Genomic DNA, 18,297 nt, shown 5'->3' with positions numbered 1-18,297 from the left:
TTACTAGATTTCTATTGAAAATCAGTAAATCCCTTTCCAAGAACTTCTGTTGATTCATTAACTGTTACAAATGCATCTGGGTCTATTTCTTTTACATATTTTTTTAATGCTATAAATTCTTTTGTACTTAATACTGTGTAAATTATTTTTACATCGCTTCCTGTATATCCACCATGACCATTTAAAACTGTACAACCTCTATCAATACTTTTTATTATATGATTAACTATGGTTTTTTCTTTTGATGTAATTATAAATACTTGCTTACATCTGTTAAATCCATCTATAAACTTATCTATAACTAATCCTATTAAAATTACACTAAAGAATCCAAATAATCCTTTATCTACACCAAATACACTAATAGCTAATATACACACAAATGAATCTGTAAGTAATACTGATATTCCTATTCCTATTGGAGTAAATTTACTAATAATTGCGGCTATAATACTAGTTCCACCTGTAGATGCACCTTGATGAAATACTATAGCTGCTCCCATACCAAGTATAATTGACCCAAAGAAGCTAGCTAAAAACATATTTTCAGTTAAAACTCCTGGTGTGAAAAACTTTTCAATTATCCACATAAATACTGAAAGCATTATTGTTGCATAAATACTTTTACCTCCAAAAGATTTACCTAAAACAACAAATGCTAATATAAATAGTACAATATTAAGAACAAGCACAACCATACTAGTGTCTAAACCTAAAAGTTTATTAACAACTAATCCTATCCCTGATACTCCTCCAGCTGCAATATCGCATGGAAAGAAAAAGTATTCTAGAGCTATTGCTGTTAATGCTATTCCTAATGTAGTTAATAAGTATTCTTTAATTTTCTGCATAAGTATCTCCTATCTTTATTTAATTTTTAATCCTCATCAATTCCTTTAAATCCTTCACCCATAACTTCATGTACTTCCCCAACTGTAATAAAAGCAAATTTATCAATTTCGCTAATATGCTTTTTTAACTTTATAAATTCACTTCTATCTAAAACAGTATATAACATTGCAGTATCTTTCCCAGTGAATCCACCAACACCTTTGATAAAAGTACATCCTCTTTCTAAATCTTTTAATATATATTTACTAATCTCTTTATTTTTCTCACTTATTATAGTTATTTCGCTTTTTACTTTAAATCCTGATATTATTCTATCAATGACAACTCCATTAACTATTACAGCTAATAAACCATATAGACCCATTTTTATACCAAATGTCATAGCACCAAGTAAGGTTACTAAGAAATCTACCATAAGTAATGATTTACCTATATCAAAATGGAAAAATTTATTAAGTATTTTAGCAATTATATCAGTTCCTCCACTTGAAGCATTAGCATTAAATACAATTGCCATTCCACCCGCTGCTATTAATGTACCAAATATTGTTGCTAACATCAAATCATCTGTAACATTAAATGGTAGAAATTTTTGCATAACCCACATAGAGGTTGATAATAAAAGACTACAATATATACTTTTAGCTCCAAACTTAGGTCCTATTACTATTAATGCAATTATAAATAAAACTCCATCCATCATTAGAACTAGAGGACCTATAGATATAAATGGTATGTAATGATTTATTACAATAGCTAAACCAGTTATTCCTCCAGCCGCAATATTATTTGGATCAAAAAAATATACTACAGATATTGCAACTAATAGAATTCCAATAGTTATTAACACAAAATCTTTAAAATTCCCTTTACTCATATAAATTCTCCTTAAAACTTAGATTATTTGTATTATTTTCCCTCACAAATATAATTTTTATCCTAATCTATTTAATATCCTTAATAATTATATACCTTTTTTAACCATAAAAAAACTGCGATTTTTTTATCGCAGTTTTAAGTGGTAAAATAACTGTTTTGTGGTATATATAAATCTATTTTTTTAAAGTAATTGCTTCTTTAACTTTATTAACTATATCTTGTGCAGTTAAATTATAAGCCTTTAATAATTCATCTGGCTTACCACTTTCTCCAAAAGTATCGTTAACTCCAACCTTTAAAACTGGTACTGGGTACTTTTCAGTAACAGCTTCTGCAACAGCAGACCCTAATCCACCAATTATGCTATGTTCTTCAGCAGTTACTATAACTCCTGTTTCCTTAGCTGATTCAATGATTAATTCATTGTCTAAAGGTTTGATTGTATGTATGTTTATAACTTTAGCATCAATTCCTTCTTGTGCTAAAATTTCTCTTGCTTCTATAGCAGCATCAACCATAATTCCAGTTGCAACTATAGTAGCATCCTTACCTTCTGATACTACAACACCTTTTCCTAATTTAAATTCATAAGTGTTTTCATCATTTATAACATTAACTGCAGCTCTTCCTAATCTTACATAGCAAGGTCCATCATATTTAGCTATAGCCTTAATTGCAGCCATAGTCTCAACTGCATCTGCAGGTGAAATAACTACCATGTTTGGTATACTTCTCATTAATGATAAATCTTCAACAGTTTGGTGAGATGCTCCATCTTCTCCAACTGTTAATCCCGCATGTGTAGCACAAACTTTAACATTTAATTTAGGATAGCAGATTGAGTTTCTTATTTGTTCAAAAGCTCTACCTGCAGCAAACATTGCAAAAGTACTTACAAAAGGAATCTTTCCACAAGTAGATAAACCTGCAGCAACCCCCATCATATTACCTTCAGCTATTCCCATATTGAAGAATCTTTCTGAGCAAACTGCTTTAAAGTCAGCTGTTTTTGTAGACTTAGATAAATCAGCATCTAATACTATTACATTTTCATTTTCTTTTGCTAATTCTGCTAATGCTTTTCCATATGCTTCTCTTGTAGCGATTTTCTTACTCATTATCTCTCTCCTCCAATCTCAGCTAAAGCCTTTTCACATTGCTCTTTACTTGGTGCTGTACCATGCCATGCAGCTTCATTTTCCATGAATGATACACCTTTTCCTTTAACAGTTTTACATATAACTGCTGTTGGTTTATCCTTACACTCTTTTGCTTTTTCTATAGCATCTATTATTTCATCATAATTATGTCCATCTATAACTAATACATTCCATCCAAAAGCTTCAAACTTTTTATCTATTGGTGATGGATTCATAACATCTTCTATATTTCCATCTATTTGTAGTCCATTAAAATCTATAAAAGCAGTTAAGTTATCTAATTTATAGTGTGCAGCACACATAGAAGCTTCCCATACTTGACCTTCTTCTAATTCACCATCACCTAAAATAGTATATACTCTATATGCCTTGTTATCTATTTTCCCAGCTAAAGCCATTCCTACTGCTGAAGAAATTCCTTGACCTAAAGAACCTGTTGACATATCAATACCAGGTAAACACTTCATACTTGGATGTCCTTGTAATCTTGATCCAAATTTTCTTAAAGTACTTAATTCTTCTACTGGGAAGAATCCTTTTCTTGCTAAAGCACTATATAAAACTGGTGCCGCATGCCCTTTTGATAATACGAATCTATCTCTATCTGGATTTTTTGCATTACTTGGATCTATGTTCATTTCCTTAAAGAAAAGTGTAGTCACAATATCAGCTGAAGATAAAGATCCTCCTGGATGTCCTGATGCTGATTCTGTTAACATTGAAACTATATCTTTTCTGATTAGTTTAGATATTGATTTTAATTCTTCTACATTATTAACCATTTAAAAGCCTCCGTCGTAACAATTTATATTAATATACTTTATTATACTCTTTAATTATGTAAATTACCCAAATTTATTTTAACATATGATTTTCTATTTGTATACACTATTTTAAACTAAAGTATACATTATTGTTTTTAAATTGTATATCACATATATTGCTTTATATATATTATTACTAAATTTATACAAAAATAAGACAATACATAACTGTATTGTCTTTTTTAGTTAGTTAAATTAAATATTTAAGCTAGACTTATACTAATAAGTAATGATTTATCTACTTTTTTCATATCAGCCTCTGTCATATGACCTATCTTTTCTTTAAGCCTTTTTTTGTCTAGAGTCCTTATTTGCTCTAATAACACAACAGAATCTCTATTTAATCCATATTCCTCTGAAGAAATCTCAACATGTGTCGGAAGCTTGGCCTTATTAATTTGAGAAGTTATAGCTGCTACTATTACAGTAGGGCTATACTTATTACCTATATCATTTTGTATTATAATTACAGGTCTAATACCACCTTGCTCAGAGCCTATAACAGGACTTAAATCTGCATAAAAAATATCCCCTCTTTTTACAACCATAGTCGTCATTAAAAATATCACACTCCGCAAAGCCATTTCTCATATTCATTTATATCATCGAACTTGTATTTAAGTGACTTTTGTGATGAATGAGCATCATATGAAAGTTCTAAATTAATTTTCGACATTTCCTTATATCCATTTTTCATTAATTCAAAGAACTCACTTGCTTCATTCTCCTCACTATATACTATTAAACTATCTTTAATAAATTTACTACTTTTTTCAAAATCATCTCTAAATTTACGAATTATTGTATTATCTATATTTTTTGACATATTTGACCTCCTAGGAGTTCTATTTCCTATGTATAAGAAAATTATATTTCAAAATATGTCATTTTGTAAATAGAAATGTCACTATATGCGTAAATTTTATAATTTTTTACATTTTTTTCAATTTTATAAAGTATATCAAAATCATTTCTCATAAGATGATTACTATGTACTTAGATTGTCACTATCAAAAATACAGCTAGATTTAACTAAATACTACATCGGCTAAATTTTCTTTATAATATTTCTCTATATTTAATCATTGGTTTACTATAATTTTATCTAAAAATTAAGTTTGTTTTATGAATACTGAATTTTTAGATTAAATTCAGTATTCATCTATACTTGTCTTAAAACTTTAATTAAATAACTCTTTTTCAACTTCTTTAAGAATCTTAAAATCTTCATATATTATTCTCATTGAATCATTACCATCTTTATCATAAACTATAATTCCAATAGGTGTTTTTGTTTTTTTATTTATAAAAATTCTAGCACTATTAAAATGCTCATTATTTAAAAATAATTCTGTATCCACCTGTATATATATTTTATCTCCCCACTCTTCTTGTCCCTCTTTTACAGATTCACTCTTTAACGGATAAGATAATATCTTATTCATAAATGCCATGGAATGAAGTATATCCATCTCATTATCTACTATATATTCCCCAGTGGATGAATTATCTTTTACATGAATTCCATCTGATTTATAAATCTTAACTTTTTCATCGGCAAATTCAATTCTTACACCATCATCTTTCGAATAATACTGCGTCGTCTCCTCTCTTTCTTCTCCTTTGCTATTCTTCACTATGTACTCAACTTTTGTTTCATAACATTTAATATTTTTCAAATCTCTAATTATCTCCTCGTTATTTGGTGAAATTACCCCCCTAAAAATAACAACAAGAGCAATAGATATAAAAGGTATAATAAGTAATAATGTTATAATAATTTTTTTTCTCATAGATCCTCCCATAATCACTATTTCATTATTACTAATATTAAATACTTATGGATTTTATTCATAATTTATTGTTAAGTTACTTAAAAAATATTATTTATGTTAATTATAAGCCTATAAATATTATGTAGATTGTTGCGATTCTAGTACTACAAATGCAATTGCACAGGTTTTATTATGAGAAATAGAAACATTAAATAAATAATTATTAACTTTTATTAGTTCTTTTACTTTATCAGATATCTCTACTATAGGTTTTCCTAATTCATCTCTTAATATTTCTATATCCTTAAGGTTGAATCCTCTAACTCCAGTTCCTAATGCTTTACTTACCGCTTCCTTTGCTGCAAAGTTTCCTGCCACACTCTCCACTCTAAGTTTAGTCTTAGTTAGTTGTTCAATTTCCCTTTCAGTAAATACCTTCTCTAAAAACATTGTTGTATTGTTTATTGCTTTACTTATTCTATCAATTTCTATTATGTCTGTTCCAACTCCCAATATCATAAAATCACCTCTTTTGTTAAATTATATATCCATAAGAATAATCTAATTATCTTCTGTAACCATCCTTTATGTAAATATAATTTTAAAATTCAGCTGCACATAAATCAGAATATTCACCAACAATATCTACTAGATGTATAGGTGAAACTAAATTATTAAATAATAATAGTAATATATCATTAGCTCTTTTTTCTTCACTTGCTACTAAACTTACATAATCTCTTTCTAGATTTACTACTTGTCCATCACTAAAATCTTGTCTTTCAATTTCGATTCCAAATACTTGTCTATTTCTTATTCTTTTTTCAATCATTCTATAAATATACTTAACTTCTTTTTCATTAATATTTACTATTGTGCTTAATGTTTTATTTATCTTCATAATTCCCTTACCCCTCTACATATTATTTAATAATAAAACAATACCATACATTGAATTAAAATTATGTCAAATGGTGGTGCCATATAAAATAAATTTTTCCTTAGCTTTCAACATAATTGTAATTTATTACACTTTTTTCATTTAATATTATAACTTTATTTACTACTAGTATTATTTTTCTTATTATAATAAATGTCGAAAGTTATACTACTATAAGAAATTTTCTTTAAAAAAATAGAGATTGTTTTATAACAATCTCTATTTAACACCCTATTCTTCGCCACTAACTTCGTTATTTTCTCTAAAATCTCTTCTATTTCCAACAAATTTAAAATCTTCAGCAACAACTTCTGCTATATATTTTTTATTTCCTTGTTTATCTTCATAACTTCCTGTTTTTAATCTTCCGCTTAGACTAATATAGCTTCCTTTAGTCATATACTTACAAACAACTTCTGCTTTTCTTCCCCATATAGTTACTGGAATTAAATCCGCTTTTCTAGTTCCATCAGCTGATTTGAAATTTCTATCCACCGCTATTATGAACCTAGTAAAAACTTTTTCGCCATTATCTATAGTCTTTAGTTCAGGGTCCTTTATAAGTTTTCCTAATAATACTATTTTATTCATTTAATTACACCTCCTGAATATTTCACTTTTGAGTATAACCACTTAAAATTTTTCTATTCATGGAAAGTATAATGAATGTATAAATCATTAATTTAATAAGTTTGTTTTTCTAATAACTATAACTGAATTAATCTCGCCACCAGAAATAAGAATTATTGAAGTAAGGTATAGCCAAGTTATTAATATAATAACAGCTCCTAATCCCCCATATATCTTCGAGTAATTACTAAAATTATTTATATAAAATGAAAAACCTAAAGATACAACTAACCATCCTAATGTACAAAAAATAGCCCCTGGAACAACTTCCTTCCATTTTAGTCTCTTTGAAGGCGTATATCTATATATACTAGCAAATATAAATATCATCATAAATATTCCAATTGCATATCTAAAAAAATTCCATACTTTATATACAACCTCTGGGAAAGGTATATATGAAGCTAATAAATCTCCTATTAATCGTCCAAATACTAACATTACTAATGTCAACATTATTACAAAAGCTAATGAAAATGTGCATAATATTGCTATTATAGCTCTTCTTATAAACGATCTGTTCTCTTTTAATCCATAAGCTTTATTTATTCCCTTAATTACTGCTCTAAAAGCAGATGATGCTGACCAAATAACTAACAATAATGATGCTCCTAATAATCCTGTGTTTTGTTTTTCTATAATTTCTATAATTACGTTATAAATAAGTTCAAATGCACTAGTTGGTAAAACTGCTCTTAATGCTCCTAATACCTCCATCGAATCTAAATTGCTAAATCCTACTAATGTTAACAGGAAAATTAAAAATGGAAAAAATGATAATATTAAATAATAGGCTAACTGTGCAGCCAAGGCAAATATATCATCATCTCTTATTTTTACTACGAAATAAATTATAAACTCAAAGAAACCTTTTTTTCTGTTAGTCTCTTTTTTCGACATAATATCACCATATTTCCTTTCTAATATTTCAAAAATATAATCTATACCATATTATACAGTTAATTTCTATTTTTTACATTTAAATTTATAATCTTTTATTTCCCATTCCTTAGGCAAAATTAACTTGTATTTAGCACTTGAATATCGTCTATCTATTAATAATATTCTTCCGGTATCATATTCTGTCCTTATTACTCTTCCTACTGATTGAAGAACCTTATTTATTCCTGGATAAGTATAAGAATAATCAAAACCATTTGCTTCAAAATATTCTGATATTATATTGTTTTCAATAGAAACCATAGGAAATCCAACTCCAACAATTACAGCTCCTATTAATTTATCCCCTGGTAAATCTACTCCCTCTGAAAACATTCCACCTACAACTGTAAATCCAGCAATATTATTACCTTCATTAAAATTATCTAAAAACTTTTCTTTTTTTATTTCAGTCAAATTTTCTTCTTGTACTATAGCACCCTCTTCTCCATACAATTCTATATATCTTATATATACTTTGTTTAGATATTCAAAAGAAGGCATAAACACCATATAGTTTCCTTTTTTTTCATTTATAAAATTATTTATAACATTACATAATATATCAATATTTTTTTCTCTATTAACGTATCTCATATCTAACGGATATAAATATGTTGATAAATTTTCTTTATTAAATGGTGAATCAAACCTTAATTTAAAACTTTCTTCGTCTCCACCTATTAAATCCACATAATATTTTACTGGAGATAATGTAGCAGAAAATATTATACTTGAATATGCACTTTTAAGAACCTGTCTTAAGTTTTTTGCTGGATTAATACAAAATATCTTTATAGTAAACTCATTTTTATCACTCTTTAAAATAGTTGTATATTCTTTATCATATAACTCACTTGCAGCAATAAAATTTCTTGACTCATAATAAAAATCTAATACTTCTTCATATCCATCTGTACCCTTATTTTTAACTAAATAACCATCAGCTTCATTAACAAAGGCTCTTAAAAGCTTTATTAGTTCTTTATACTGTTCATTATGATATTTAAAACGCTTATTTATTTCTTCTAGCTCTCTTCTTATATTTATCATTTCTTTATTTATAGAATTTGAAATTTTATACAAATTCGGCGCTTTTCCTTTTATGACCTTATTAACATCCATAACCTTACTTTTTTCTAAAGTGCAACTATACATTTCCCTAGCCCTATTAACTAGATTATGGGCCTCATCTATCAATAATATATTATCTTCATTTCTATCCTCAAATATTCTTTTTAACCTTACTCTTGGATCAAATGCATAGTTATAATCACAAATTACTCCATCACACCAATTACTTAAATCCAAAGAAAGTTCAAAAGGACATACTTTATATTCTTTAGCATATTTAATTATTTCATTTCTAAAAAATTTATTATTACTTTTTATTAAAATATTTATTACATTATTTATTTTTGAAAAATAATCTTTTGCATAAATACAATCATCTGGATTACACTTTACTTCATCATTAAGGCATATTTTTTCCTTAGCAGTAATAGTAACTACCTTAAACTTTAAGTCTTTTTTAAATAACTTAATATACGCTTCTTCTGCTACCGTCCTAGTTATTGTTTTCGCGGTTAAGTATATTATTTTCTCACCACTACCTTCTCCTATCCCCTTTATTGCTGGAAAAATAGTAGATATAGTTTTTCCTATTCCTGTAGGAGCCTGTGCAAATAATATACCTTTTTTTCTTATATTACTATAACAACTTACTGCTAACTCCCTTTGCCCCTTTCTATAAGTATTAAAAGGGAATTTTAGCTCCTTTATACTTTTATCTCTCTTATCTTTAAACTCTTCCTTTAAAGATAATGTTTCTAAATATTTATTTACTAATTCATATACAAATACCTCTAATTCCTCTACAGTATATATATGATCAAAAGATCTCACTTCATCAGTATTTAAGTTAAAATAACTTAATCTTATAGTTATATTTTTTATATTGTTATTAATACAATAAATATAGCCATAAAACTTCCCTTGAGCCCAATGTAATAAATTGTAATCCTCATATAAATAACTTAAATCCATATAAGTTGACTTTATCTCTTCTATAATTATATTGTCTTTTTCCTTTATAATTCCATCAGCTCTTCCTTCTACTAATAAAATTACATTTTCTCTTTTAAATTCATGCTGCAACTTTACTTCTTTCTCATAATCTTCATATACTAACGCATTATCTTTTTGAAGCTTTCCATGAGCAATTGTACCATCAACAGCACGACCTCTAGATACAAATCTATCATCTAAGCTACCACTTTTTAATACATATTCAACTATTCCTCTAACTGATTCTTTAAATAGTAATTTTTCATTCATAACATGACCTCTCTTATCTTACTATTTTATTATAACAAAAAAGCTACCAAGTTAATCGGTAGCTTAATATTAGAAATTCATTATTCTTAAATAAAGTAATTGTACTGTGTGTAACCTCAACTAATCAAATTAAAGTTGAATTTTCATCCAAACTCACTTAACTAAATCAAAGATTTAGAATCCAATTTAAGAATGATATTCTTTTACTATTTTCTGAACTAGTTTTTTAATAGCACTAGCCTGAGCAATTAAAGATAACACTATAACAAATGTTCTAATACTGTTTTCATCTTTTTCATCTAATTCTAACTCTTTAATAATATCTTCTAATTTTTCATCATTTATTGCTGTAGCATCTAACTGCTTATCAAAACTTTCTCCTTGAGTTTCGAAGAATAGTTTATATGCTGTTTCCCAATCTATAATATCATCAGATCTATCATTTATCTCATTAAAAGCTAAACTGAAAACCTTCTTAATTTCTTCTGTTGTAAGTATAGGTCTCATATAACTTAATAATACCAGTTGCACTAAATGTATCTTAGTATATCCTCTTTTTTTACCGTCTTCTGGTTTACTAATAACTTCACTTTTTATATAGTTTTGAACTATATTATTAGTATATTTATCTTCAACGAACTTATCATTTAAAAAATCTATGACTTGAGATAAAAAAAGATCATATTTTGGTAACTCTTCATAAGATATCATCGATGTATTAGATATTTCTTCTGCTAACTCTTTTATATAATTATTATCAATCTTATTAACCATATTATTTCACCTCATTTTTCTTCTATATTCAATCATATATATATTATATAGTAATTATAAACTTATTACAAGTTACTTTCGTCTATCTTATGTGTTATTTTTTTGTTAGTATAATATTAATTTTTAACAGCTTTTATTAAAACTATTCTTACACTCTTAATATTTTTTACTTTTTTTTCTTTTTTTATTGTAAGATATTTAATTTTTTTAAACTTGTCCACTGTAATTCTACAATATTAGAGTACAAGCTGTGTTTTATTGTGTTTATTTTGTCATTTATTTTATAAAATGTTATTGACTTTTCAAAATTATGGTAGTATAGTTTATTTATGAATTAATTTAGCAAGAATTTTGTAATTAAAACTTTTTTTTAAAGTTTATTATTGACTTTTAATTACATATCTGGTAACATTAATCTGCTAAATGTCGAAACTTGTTTAAGGAGGAATTTAAAATGAAATCAACTGGAGTTGTTAGAAGAGTAGATGAACTTGGAAGAATTGTTATTCCAATAGAATTAAGAAGAACTTTAGATATCGCTGAAAAAGATGCTTTAGAAATATATGTAGATGGTGAACAAATCATATTAAAGAAATATGAACCAGCTTGTATCTTCTGTGGTGATGCTAGAGATGTTGTTAATTACAAAGGTAAAAACATCTGCAAAAACTGTATGGAAGAATTAAAAGTTGGTAAGTAATTAATTTATTACTATACATACTTTTATTAGATAAATAAGAGAGGCTACTAATATAGTAGTCTCTCTATTAATTTATAAATCAATTGCTATTTTATAAACTTCCTTTTTAGGCATTTCTCTTTCTTTTGCAACTATTTTAATAGCTTCCTTTTTATCTATTCCTTCATTAATTAAGTTAATTAAATGTTGTTCAACTGTTATGCCACTAAGCTCCTGCTCTTTTTCTGCTCTAAATTCACTTTCGCTTTTGCCAGAAATAACTAATACAAATTCACCTCTTGGCTTATTTTCTAAAAACCAATTATATGCTTCTCCAATAGTTCCTCTATATATATCTTCATGTAATTTTGTTAACTCTCTACAAACAGCTATATTTCTATCTCCTAATGTTTGCTTTAAGTAATCTAAAGTGTCTATAAGTCTATGTGGTGATTCATAAAAAATTAATGTTTCTTTTTTATCTTTTATTTCCTCAGCTAATATCTTTCTCTCTTTAGTTTCTCTTGGAATAAATCCTCTAAATATAAATTTTGTAGTATCTAACCCTGAATAAACTAATGCTGTTGTTATAGCTGTAGCCCCTGGTAACACTTCAAATGAAATATTATTTTCTATACATTTTCTTACTACTACACTACCTGGATCTGATATTCCTGGTGTACCTGCATCTGTAACTATTGCTATATTTTTGCCTGATTCTAACTTAGATATTATTTCATCACTTTTTCCTTGTTCATTATGTTGGTGATAACTAAAAAGTGGCTTCTTTATATTAAAATGATTTAATAACTTCAAGCTTTGTCTTGTGTCTTCAGCTGCAATTTCATCTACACTTTCTAGCACTTCTAATGCTCTTAATGTTATATCTTTTAAATTACCTATTGGTGTAGGTACTAAATATACCTTTCCATATTCCATATAATTACTTCCTTCCATAAATACGATCTATTTCTTCACTATAATTTCCATTATCATCATATACATATAATGTTTCTTCCCATTTTAAAAATGCTCCACCGTCTCTTTGTCCTTCTACTAAAACTATGTTAGGTGCCTTTTTAGTATTAGGCTGAACCATTCTAACTCTCTTTGGCTCTATTTTATATTTTCTCATCAATCCAAAAATATCAGCTAATCTTTCTGGCCTATGTACTATAAACATTCTTCCATTATCCTTAAGCAATCTCCTACCCGATACAATTACATCCTCTAATGTACACATTACTTCATGTCTAGCTATTGCTAATTTATCATTTGGGTTAACTATTCCTGCATTATTTAATTTATATGGTGGATTAACTGTTACTACATCAAATTTTCCTAACGAGTCTATTAGTTTCTTATCTTTTAAATCACCATGAACAAATTTCACTATGTCAGTTATATCATTAAGTTCAGAACTTCTATTAGCCATTTCAACCATATCATCTTGTATTTCTAATCCTATAACCTCTTTAGGATTATATTTTCCATAAACTAAAAAAGGAATAATACCTGTACCAGTACATAAATCAACAACTCTATGCTTATTTTTTATATTTGCAAAATCTGATAATAAAACTGCATCTACTCCAAATCTAAACCCTTGTTGCTTTTGAATTAATTTTAATCCTTTTAGCTGTAAATCATCTATTCCCTCATCAATGTTTATCTTAACGTTCATAAAACACTCCTTAAATAAATTGCTTCGTAATATTATTCAATTGTAAACTAAGTACTTTTATTATACATATTATATACAAAAAAGACTAGGATTAATAAAATCCTAGCCTATAAATACAAATTATAATACTCTTCTTGCTGTATAGAATTTATATACGCTTGAAACCTTAACTACATCACCAGTACTTGGCGCGTGTATCATTTGTCCATTTCCTACATATATACCAACATGTCCAGTATGTGGGAATACTAAATCCCCTGGTTGAAGATCATTGTAAGAAACAGGTGTTCCAACATTTATTTGATCAAATGTTGTTCTTGGTAAGCTTACACCTGCTGCATTCCTAAATACATATTGAGTAAATCCAGAACAGTCGAATGTATTTGGACCAGTTGCTCCATATACATAATCACATCCTAAGAATTGATATGCATAATCAACTATCGCATTGCCTGTTGCAGATACTGTTGAATCTCCTCTATTTGGTTTGCTAGAAGAGTTTTGAGCATCTATCGCAGCTTGAAGTTGTGATACTTTACTTTGTGCTGCTTCTATTTTAGCATTAATTTCTTCTTTAACAATCCCACTCTTAATTTGGTTATCTCTAATGTTTCTTAATTGACTAATTGCACTATTTAAATCTGCAATTGAACTTGATGCATTCTCTATAACTGCAAATTGTGGCGTAACTAATTGTCTTTCTGAAACAGCTAAGAATTCTCTTTCAAATTCTGCTTGTTCAGCTTGTACTTGTGCAACTAATTTTTCTTGTTCAGCTTTCTTAGACTCAAATTCGCTTAAAGACTTTTGAGTTTCTTCATTTACCTTAGTAAGCTCTTTATCTTTTTCATCTAAAGATGCAATTTTTTCATTTAGAGTATCTTGCTTGTCCTCTAATTCTTTAACCATCTTTTTATCTATGTTTACTAATCTGTTAGTTGATTCAATCTTGCTAATTAAATCATTAAAACTATCAGCGCTAAATAATAGCATTATGTAGCTACTTTGTCCACCTGATTTATATAACTCTCTGATTCTTTTTCCTAAAACTTCTTCAGTCTTAGAAATCTCTTCTTTCGCAGTTTCAATTTCTTTTTCTGTATTTTCTACTTCAACCTTTATTTGTTCCATTTGAGTATTATTAGATTCAATTGTTTGTACTAAAGGTTCTATTTCCCCATTTAAAGCATATATTTGAGTATTTATATCCTCTATCTTTTTCGTTAATTCATCATATTTTTTCTGATTTTCTATTACTTCTTGATTTGGTGTTGCAAAGGCAGGCATTGCTGAAGTAATAACTAAAGTTGCAGCCAATAAAGCTGATATTATTTTTTTCTTCATTTTTGTCCGTAGGTCTCTGACCTTCCCCCTCTCCTTTGTTTTCCTTACCATTATACCACTTATGGAAACTTTGGACAATGGTAAATTTTAAAAACTGCTAATTTACTCAATGTAAATGTATACTATTATTTTATTTCCTGGAAAATCAATACCCTTTTTTAACCATATAAAAATAATATACTTGCTAATTTATAGCAAGTATTAATAAATAATATTTATCGTTTATTTTCTGATTTTTTTATTTAATATGTATTGAGTGGTAGATAATAAAGCTATACACAAAACAAATATAATAACAACTGTTTTACTAACAGCTCCAGAAATAAAAGATATAACAGAGCATATTAACCCTATTCCCCCTATTCCTAAATTAGTATATCCACTAACCTTCATTGCTTTAACTTCATTATAGGCTTCTTTATCTGTAGTATCTATACTCTTTATATACTTGTTGTTCAATAAAAATGCCCCTAATAGAATGAATCCTAAGCTCCCTAGAAACATTACTATAACTGTAATATTCATATTCTCACCTCACAAAAATATTTACAATATAAAATTATAACACAATAATTATTACTATAACTTATCAACCAAATAAATTTTATAAATATATTTTAATAAAAGTGTTGACATAGTTACAAATTACAAATATAATATTAAATGTACTTCGGGGTGTGGCGCAGATGGGAGCGCGCGTGGTTTGGGACCATGAGGTCGCAGGTTCGATCCCTGTCACCCCGACCAAAGAGATAGGTTTTGATCTATCTCTTTTTTTGTTATATATTTTTCTAAAGTTAGGAGATGATTATTTGAATAATATAAAAGCTGCTATATTCGATTTAGATGGTACACTTGTTGATTCTATGTGGGTATGGCACCAAATAGATATAGATTATTTATCTAAAAAAGGACATGCTGTTCCGAATAATTTAACTGATGAAATTACTCATCTAAGTTTTTCTCAAACTGCTGAATATTTTAAAAATAGATTTTCTATTGAAGATTCAATCGATGACATAATGTCTACTTGGAACTCTATGGCATATGATCATTATAAAAATAACGTAAAATTAAAAAATGGTTCTCTTGAATATTTACAAAAACTAAAAAATTTAGGGATAAAAATAGGACTAGCTACTAGTAATTCTATGCCTTTATTAACTGCAACATTAAAAGCTAACAATGCTTTTCATTTATTTGATGCTATTACAATTACAGATGAAGTAAAGAAAAGTAAAAGCAATCCTGATATATATCTATTGGCAGCTAAAAAACTAGGAGTACCGCCTTCTGAATGTATGGTATATGAAGATATAATCGCTGCTGTTGAAGGTGTTAAATTAGCTGGTATGAAAGTTACTGGTGTATATGATGAACATGCTAAACATCAAGTTGATATCCTAAAAAAAGAATGCGACAAGTACATATATAGTTATGAAGAATTACTTTAATCATTAAATATTTAAACTTAATATCAAAAAAAATCACATGTATACGCATTTGTATTAACATGTGATTTTTTATTGCTAGTTTAATATTTCTATTAAACTAAAATCTCTTAACATCATATTTAGCTTCAAGTTCTTTTATTAAATCTAAATATTTCTTTTCTTGATTTTCTTGAATTAACTTTTGTATAATTTGATTTTTAACACCTTCAAATTCTAAAGTCTTTGGTTCATTTTTAGCATCAACTTTAATTAAGTGATATCCAAATTGAGTTTGAACTGGTTCACTTACTTTTTCTAAATCTAATGCAAAAGCAGCTTCTTCAAATTCTGGAACCATCATTCCTCTACCAAATACTCCAAGACTTCCACCTTGTTCTTTAGATGGGCAAGTAGAGTATTGTTTAGCAGCTTCTTCAAAAGATAACTCTCCATTTTCTACTTTATTCTTAACATCAGAGCATAATTCTTCATTATCAACTAATATATGCTTTGCAGATACTGTTGCTGGTTGTTCAAATTCATTTTTATGCTCATCATAATATTTCTTAGCATCTTCATCAGTAACAGTTACTTCTGATAGCACTTTATTAATTGTTACTTGTGTAAGTAAATCTTTTTCAACTTGAGCTAAGTTTGCCTTATACTCTTCTGTTTCATTTATTTTCATTTCAGTTCCTAATTTGTACATTAAATCAAATGAAATCATTTGCTCTAATAATTGCTTTTTACCCATTTCAGAGTTAAACATTCCTCTTTTATCTGCAGGATATCTCATTATTATTGCATTTAAATCATTTTCTCTTATTTCAATACCTGAAATAGTAGCTAAAATTTTGTTTTCCATATAAAATTCTCCTTTTTTGTATATGATGTATATAATTATATCAGATTTTTATCAATGTATATAGTTACAATTATTTTATTGATTATATTTTTCTATTATTATATAATAATAATTATTATTAAAATTTAGGAGGTCAATATGGTAGAAATTAATTCTTTAGTTCCTGATTTTTCACTAATGGGTTCTGATGATAAGGAACATAAATTAAGTCAATATAAAGGTAAAAAGGTAATACTTTATTTTTATCCAAGAGATAATACTCCTGGTTGCACAACTGAAGCTTGTGACTTTAGGGATAATACTACTAACTTTACTGATAAAAATGCAATTGTTATCGGTATAAGTAGAGATTCTTTAAAATCTCATGCTAAATTTATTGAAAAATTTAATCTTCCATTCATACTTTTAAGTGATGAAAATGAAGAAGTTTGTAAATTATTTAATGTTATTAAAGAGAAAAACATGTATGGTAAAAAAGTTATGGGGATAGAAAGAAGTACTTTTATAATTAATGAAGAAGGTATTCTTGTTAAAGAGTATAGAAAAGTTAAAGTTAAAGAACATGTTAATACTGTTCTTCAAGATTTAAACGAACTATAGAATAAAACTTCGAACTACAGTAAAACAGAAAATTAATGATATAACCAGAAGATGTTAAATTACTTAATAAATTTTATATCATTAATTTTCATCATCACCGCATATAAGCTTTAGTTTGTAGTTTAGTTATATTGTAATTTATTTATTTAAAGCAAAATAAAAAGCACTAACTTAAGTTAGTGCTTTTTTCCTGGTGGCTCGACCAGGAATCGAACCAGGGACACGAGGATTTTCAGTCCTCTGCTCTACCGACTGAGCTATCGAGCCACATTACCTGGCAACGTTCTACTCTCCCACACAGTCACCCGTGCAGTACCATTGACGCTGTAGAGCTTAACTTTCCTGTTCGGAATGGGAAGGAGTGTTTCCTCTACGCCATCATCACCAGATGCTATGGTTTTCTAAATCTTCGATTTAGTTAAAACCTTGTACTCCTCAACTCGTTTGAGTGAGTTTCCTTTAGAGATATTGTTATCTCAAAATTGCACATGAATTATTCTATTTTATTGGTCAAGCCCTCGACCTATTAGTATCAGTCAGCTACATACGTTACCGCACTTACACCTCTGACCTATCAACCTT

Annotated in this window: 21 protein-coding genes, 2 tRNA genes and 2 rRNA genes; 4 read left to right on the top strand and 21 right to left on the bottom strand. The window is 27.7% G+C overall.

Features of this window, described 5'->3' with window-relative positions; all coding sequences use genetic code 11:
- Nucleotides 1-11 precede the first annotated feature (11 nt).
- From I4V51_RS09890 to I4V51_RS09830, 13 genes are all read right to left on the bottom strand, one after another.
- Nucleotides 12-851, bottom strand: coding sequence for a YitT family protein (locus tag I4V51_RS09890; protein ID WP_195988274.1), 840 nt, complete (start codon nucleotides 849-851; stop codon nucleotides 12-14).
- A gap of 26 nt (nucleotides 852-877) precedes the next feature.
- On the bottom strand, nucleotides 878-1,729 hold the full coding sequence (locus tag I4V51_RS09885) for a YitT family protein (RefSeq protein WP_195988273.1): 852 nt from the start codon (nucleotides 1,727-1,729) through the stop codon (nucleotides 878-880).
- Between the two features lie 175 nt (nucleotides 1,730-1,904).
- Nucleotides 1,905-2,849, bottom strand: a complete 945-nt coding sequence (locus I4V51_RS09880; RefSeq protein ID WP_195988272.1) for a transketolase family protein — start codon at nucleotides 2,847-2,849, stop codon at nucleotides 1,905-1,907.
- Nucleotides 2,849-3,673 carry a transketolase gene (locus tag I4V51_RS09875; RefSeq protein WP_195988271.1) on the bottom strand — a complete coding sequence of 275 codons (825 nt, stop codon included), beginning with the start codon at nucleotides 3,671-3,673 and terminating at the stop codon, nucleotides 2,849-2,851. The genes I4V51_RS09880 and I4V51_RS09875 overlap by 1 nt, the downstream gene beginning before the upstream one ends.
- Nucleotides 3,674-3,918: 245 nt before the next feature.
- The gene (locus I4V51_RS09870; RefSeq protein WP_005212255.1) at nucleotides 3,919-4,272 is read right to left on the bottom strand and encodes a type II toxin-antitoxin system PemK/MazF family toxin; all 354 of its coding nucleotides are present in this window, start codon (nucleotides 4,270-4,272) and stop codon (nucleotides 3,919-3,921) included.
- Nucleotides 4,273-4,280: 8 nt separating this feature from the next.
- On the bottom strand, nucleotides 4,281-4,541 hold the full coding sequence (locus I4V51_RS09865; RefSeq protein WP_195988270.1) for a hypothetical protein: 261 nt from the start codon (nucleotides 4,539-4,541) through the stop codon (nucleotides 4,281-4,283).
- A 355-nt stretch (nucleotides 4,542-4,896) separates the two neighbouring features.
- Nucleotides 4,897-5,508, bottom strand: a complete 612-nt coding sequence (locus I4V51_RS09860) for a germination lipoprotein GerS-related protein (RefSeq protein WP_195988269.1) — start codon at nucleotides 5,506-5,508, stop codon at nucleotides 4,897-4,899.
- Between the two features lie 120 nt (nucleotides 5,509-5,628).
- Entirely contained in the window at nucleotides 5,629-6,009 is a 381-nt protein-coding gene (gene acpS, locus I4V51_RS09855) for a holo-ACP synthase (protein WP_195988268.1), read from the bottom strand.
- Between the two features lie 82 nt (nucleotides 6,010-6,091).
- Entirely contained in the window at nucleotides 6,092-6,391 is a 300-nt protein-coding gene (locus I4V51_RS09850) for a DUF6514 family protein (RefSeq protein ID WP_195988267.1), read from the bottom strand.
- A gap of 270 nt (nucleotides 6,392-6,661) precedes the next feature.
- Nucleotides 6,662-7,021: a single-stranded DNA-binding protein gene (locus I4V51_RS09845; RefSeq protein ID WP_195988266.1), complete on the bottom strand. Its 360-nt coding sequence runs from the start codon at nucleotides 7,019-7,021 to the stop codon at nucleotides 6,662-6,664.
- A gap of 87 nt (nucleotides 7,022-7,108) precedes the next feature.
- The gene (locus I4V51_RS09840) at nucleotides 7,109-7,960 is read right to left on the bottom strand and encodes a YihY/virulence factor BrkB family protein (protein ID WP_195988265.1); all 852 of its coding nucleotides are present in this window, start codon (nucleotides 7,958-7,960) and stop codon (nucleotides 7,109-7,111) included.
- Between the two features lie 66 nt (nucleotides 7,961-8,026).
- A complete protein-coding gene (locus tag I4V51_RS09835; RefSeq protein ID WP_195988264.1) occupies nucleotides 8,027-10,336 on the bottom strand; it encodes an ATP-dependent DNA helicase in 2,310 nt (769 codons plus the stop codon).
- Nucleotides 10,337-10,522: 186 nt separating this feature from the next.
- Entirely contained in the window at nucleotides 10,523-11,110 is a 588-nt protein-coding gene (locus I4V51_RS09830; protein WP_195988263.1) for a DUF1836 domain-containing protein, read from the bottom strand.
- 454 nt (nucleotides 11,111-11,564) lie between these two features.
- On the opposite strand from I4V51_RS09830, the gene I4V51_RS09825 reads away from it, so the two are divergent.
- Entirely contained in the window at nucleotides 11,565-11,810 is a 246-nt protein-coding gene (locus I4V51_RS09825) for an AbrB/MazE/SpoVT family DNA-binding domain-containing protein (RefSeq protein WP_133015918.1), read from the top strand.
- Nucleotides 11,811-11,882: 72 nt separating this feature from the next.
- Here I4V51_RS09825 and rsmI read toward each other — a convergent pair whose 3' ends face one another.
- The 4 genes from rsmI to I4V51_RS09805 form a co-directional block, all read right to left on the bottom strand.
- Nucleotides 11,883-12,728 (bottom strand): 16S rRNA (cytidine(1402)-2'-O)-methyltransferase, encoded by an 846-nt coding sequence (gene rsmI / locus I4V51_RS09820; RefSeq protein WP_195988262.1) that lies wholly within the window; start codon nucleotides 12,726-12,728, stop codon nucleotides 11,883-11,885.
- Between the two features lie 4 nt (nucleotides 12,729-12,732).
- Nucleotides 12,733-13,473, bottom strand: coding sequence for a tRNA1(Val) (adenine(37)-N6)-methyltransferase (locus tag I4V51_RS09815; RefSeq protein WP_195988261.1), 741 nt, complete (start codon nucleotides 13,471-13,473; stop codon nucleotides 12,733-12,735).
- 120 nt (nucleotides 13,474-13,593) lie between these two features.
- The gene (locus tag I4V51_RS09810; RefSeq protein WP_195988260.1) at nucleotides 13,594-14,817 is read right to left on the bottom strand and encodes a C40 family peptidase; all 1,224 of its coding nucleotides are present in this window, start codon (nucleotides 14,815-14,817) and stop codon (nucleotides 13,594-13,596) included.
- 222 nt (nucleotides 14,818-15,039) lie between these two features.
- A complete protein-coding gene (locus I4V51_RS09805) occupies nucleotides 15,040-15,342 on the bottom strand; it encodes a hypothetical protein (protein ID WP_195988259.1) in 303 nt (100 codons plus the stop codon).
- 146 nt (nucleotides 15,343-15,488) lie between these two features.
- On the opposite strand from I4V51_RS09805, the gene I4V51_RS09800 reads away from it, so the two are divergent.
- Both I4V51_RS09800 and I4V51_RS09795 read left to right on the top strand, forming a co-directional pair.
- Nucleotides 15,489-15,564 (top strand) — tRNA-Pro (locus tag I4V51_RS09800).
- A 65-nt stretch (nucleotides 15,565-15,629) separates the two neighbouring features.
- Entirely contained in the window at nucleotides 15,630-16,271 is a 642-nt protein-coding gene (locus I4V51_RS09795; protein ID WP_195988258.1) for an HAD family phosphatase, read from the top strand.
- Nucleotides 16,272-16,368: 97 nt separating this feature from the next.
- On the opposite strand, the gene I4V51_RS09790 is transcribed toward I4V51_RS09795, so the two are convergent.
- Nucleotides 16,369-17,115, bottom strand: coding sequence for a peptidylprolyl isomerase (locus tag I4V51_RS09790; RefSeq protein ID WP_195988257.1), 747 nt, complete (start codon nucleotides 17,113-17,115; stop codon nucleotides 16,369-16,371).
- Nucleotides 17,116-17,253: 138 nt separating this feature from the next.
- On the opposite strand from I4V51_RS09790, the gene bcp reads away from it, so the two are divergent.
- Entirely contained in the window at nucleotides 17,254-17,715 is a 462-nt protein-coding gene (gene bcp / locus I4V51_RS09785) for a thioredoxin-dependent thiol peroxidase (protein WP_195988256.1), read from the top strand.
- A gap of 191 nt (nucleotides 17,716-17,906) precedes the next feature.
- Here bcp and I4V51_RS09780 read toward each other — a convergent pair.
- From I4V51_RS09780 to I4V51_RS09770, 3 genes are all read right to left on the bottom strand, one after another.
- Nucleotides 17,907-17,982: transfer RNA gene (locus I4V51_RS09780), tRNA-Phe, on the bottom strand.
- Nucleotides 17,983-17,987: 5 nt separating this feature from the next.
- Nucleotides 17,988-18,104 (bottom strand): 5S ribosomal RNA (gene rrf / locus I4V51_RS09775).
- A 117-nt stretch (nucleotides 18,105-18,221) separates the two neighbouring features.
- Nucleotides 18,222-18,297 (bottom strand): 23S ribosomal RNA (locus I4V51_RS09770); the annotation flags it as partial.

Origin of the sequence: Clostridium sp. D53t1_180928_C8 (assembly GCF_015667795.1) — a bacterium.
GTDB lineage: Bacteria > Bacillota > Clostridia > Clostridiales > Clostridiaceae > Clostridium.
This window is presented reverse-complemented; position numbering and strand designations above follow the sequence as displayed.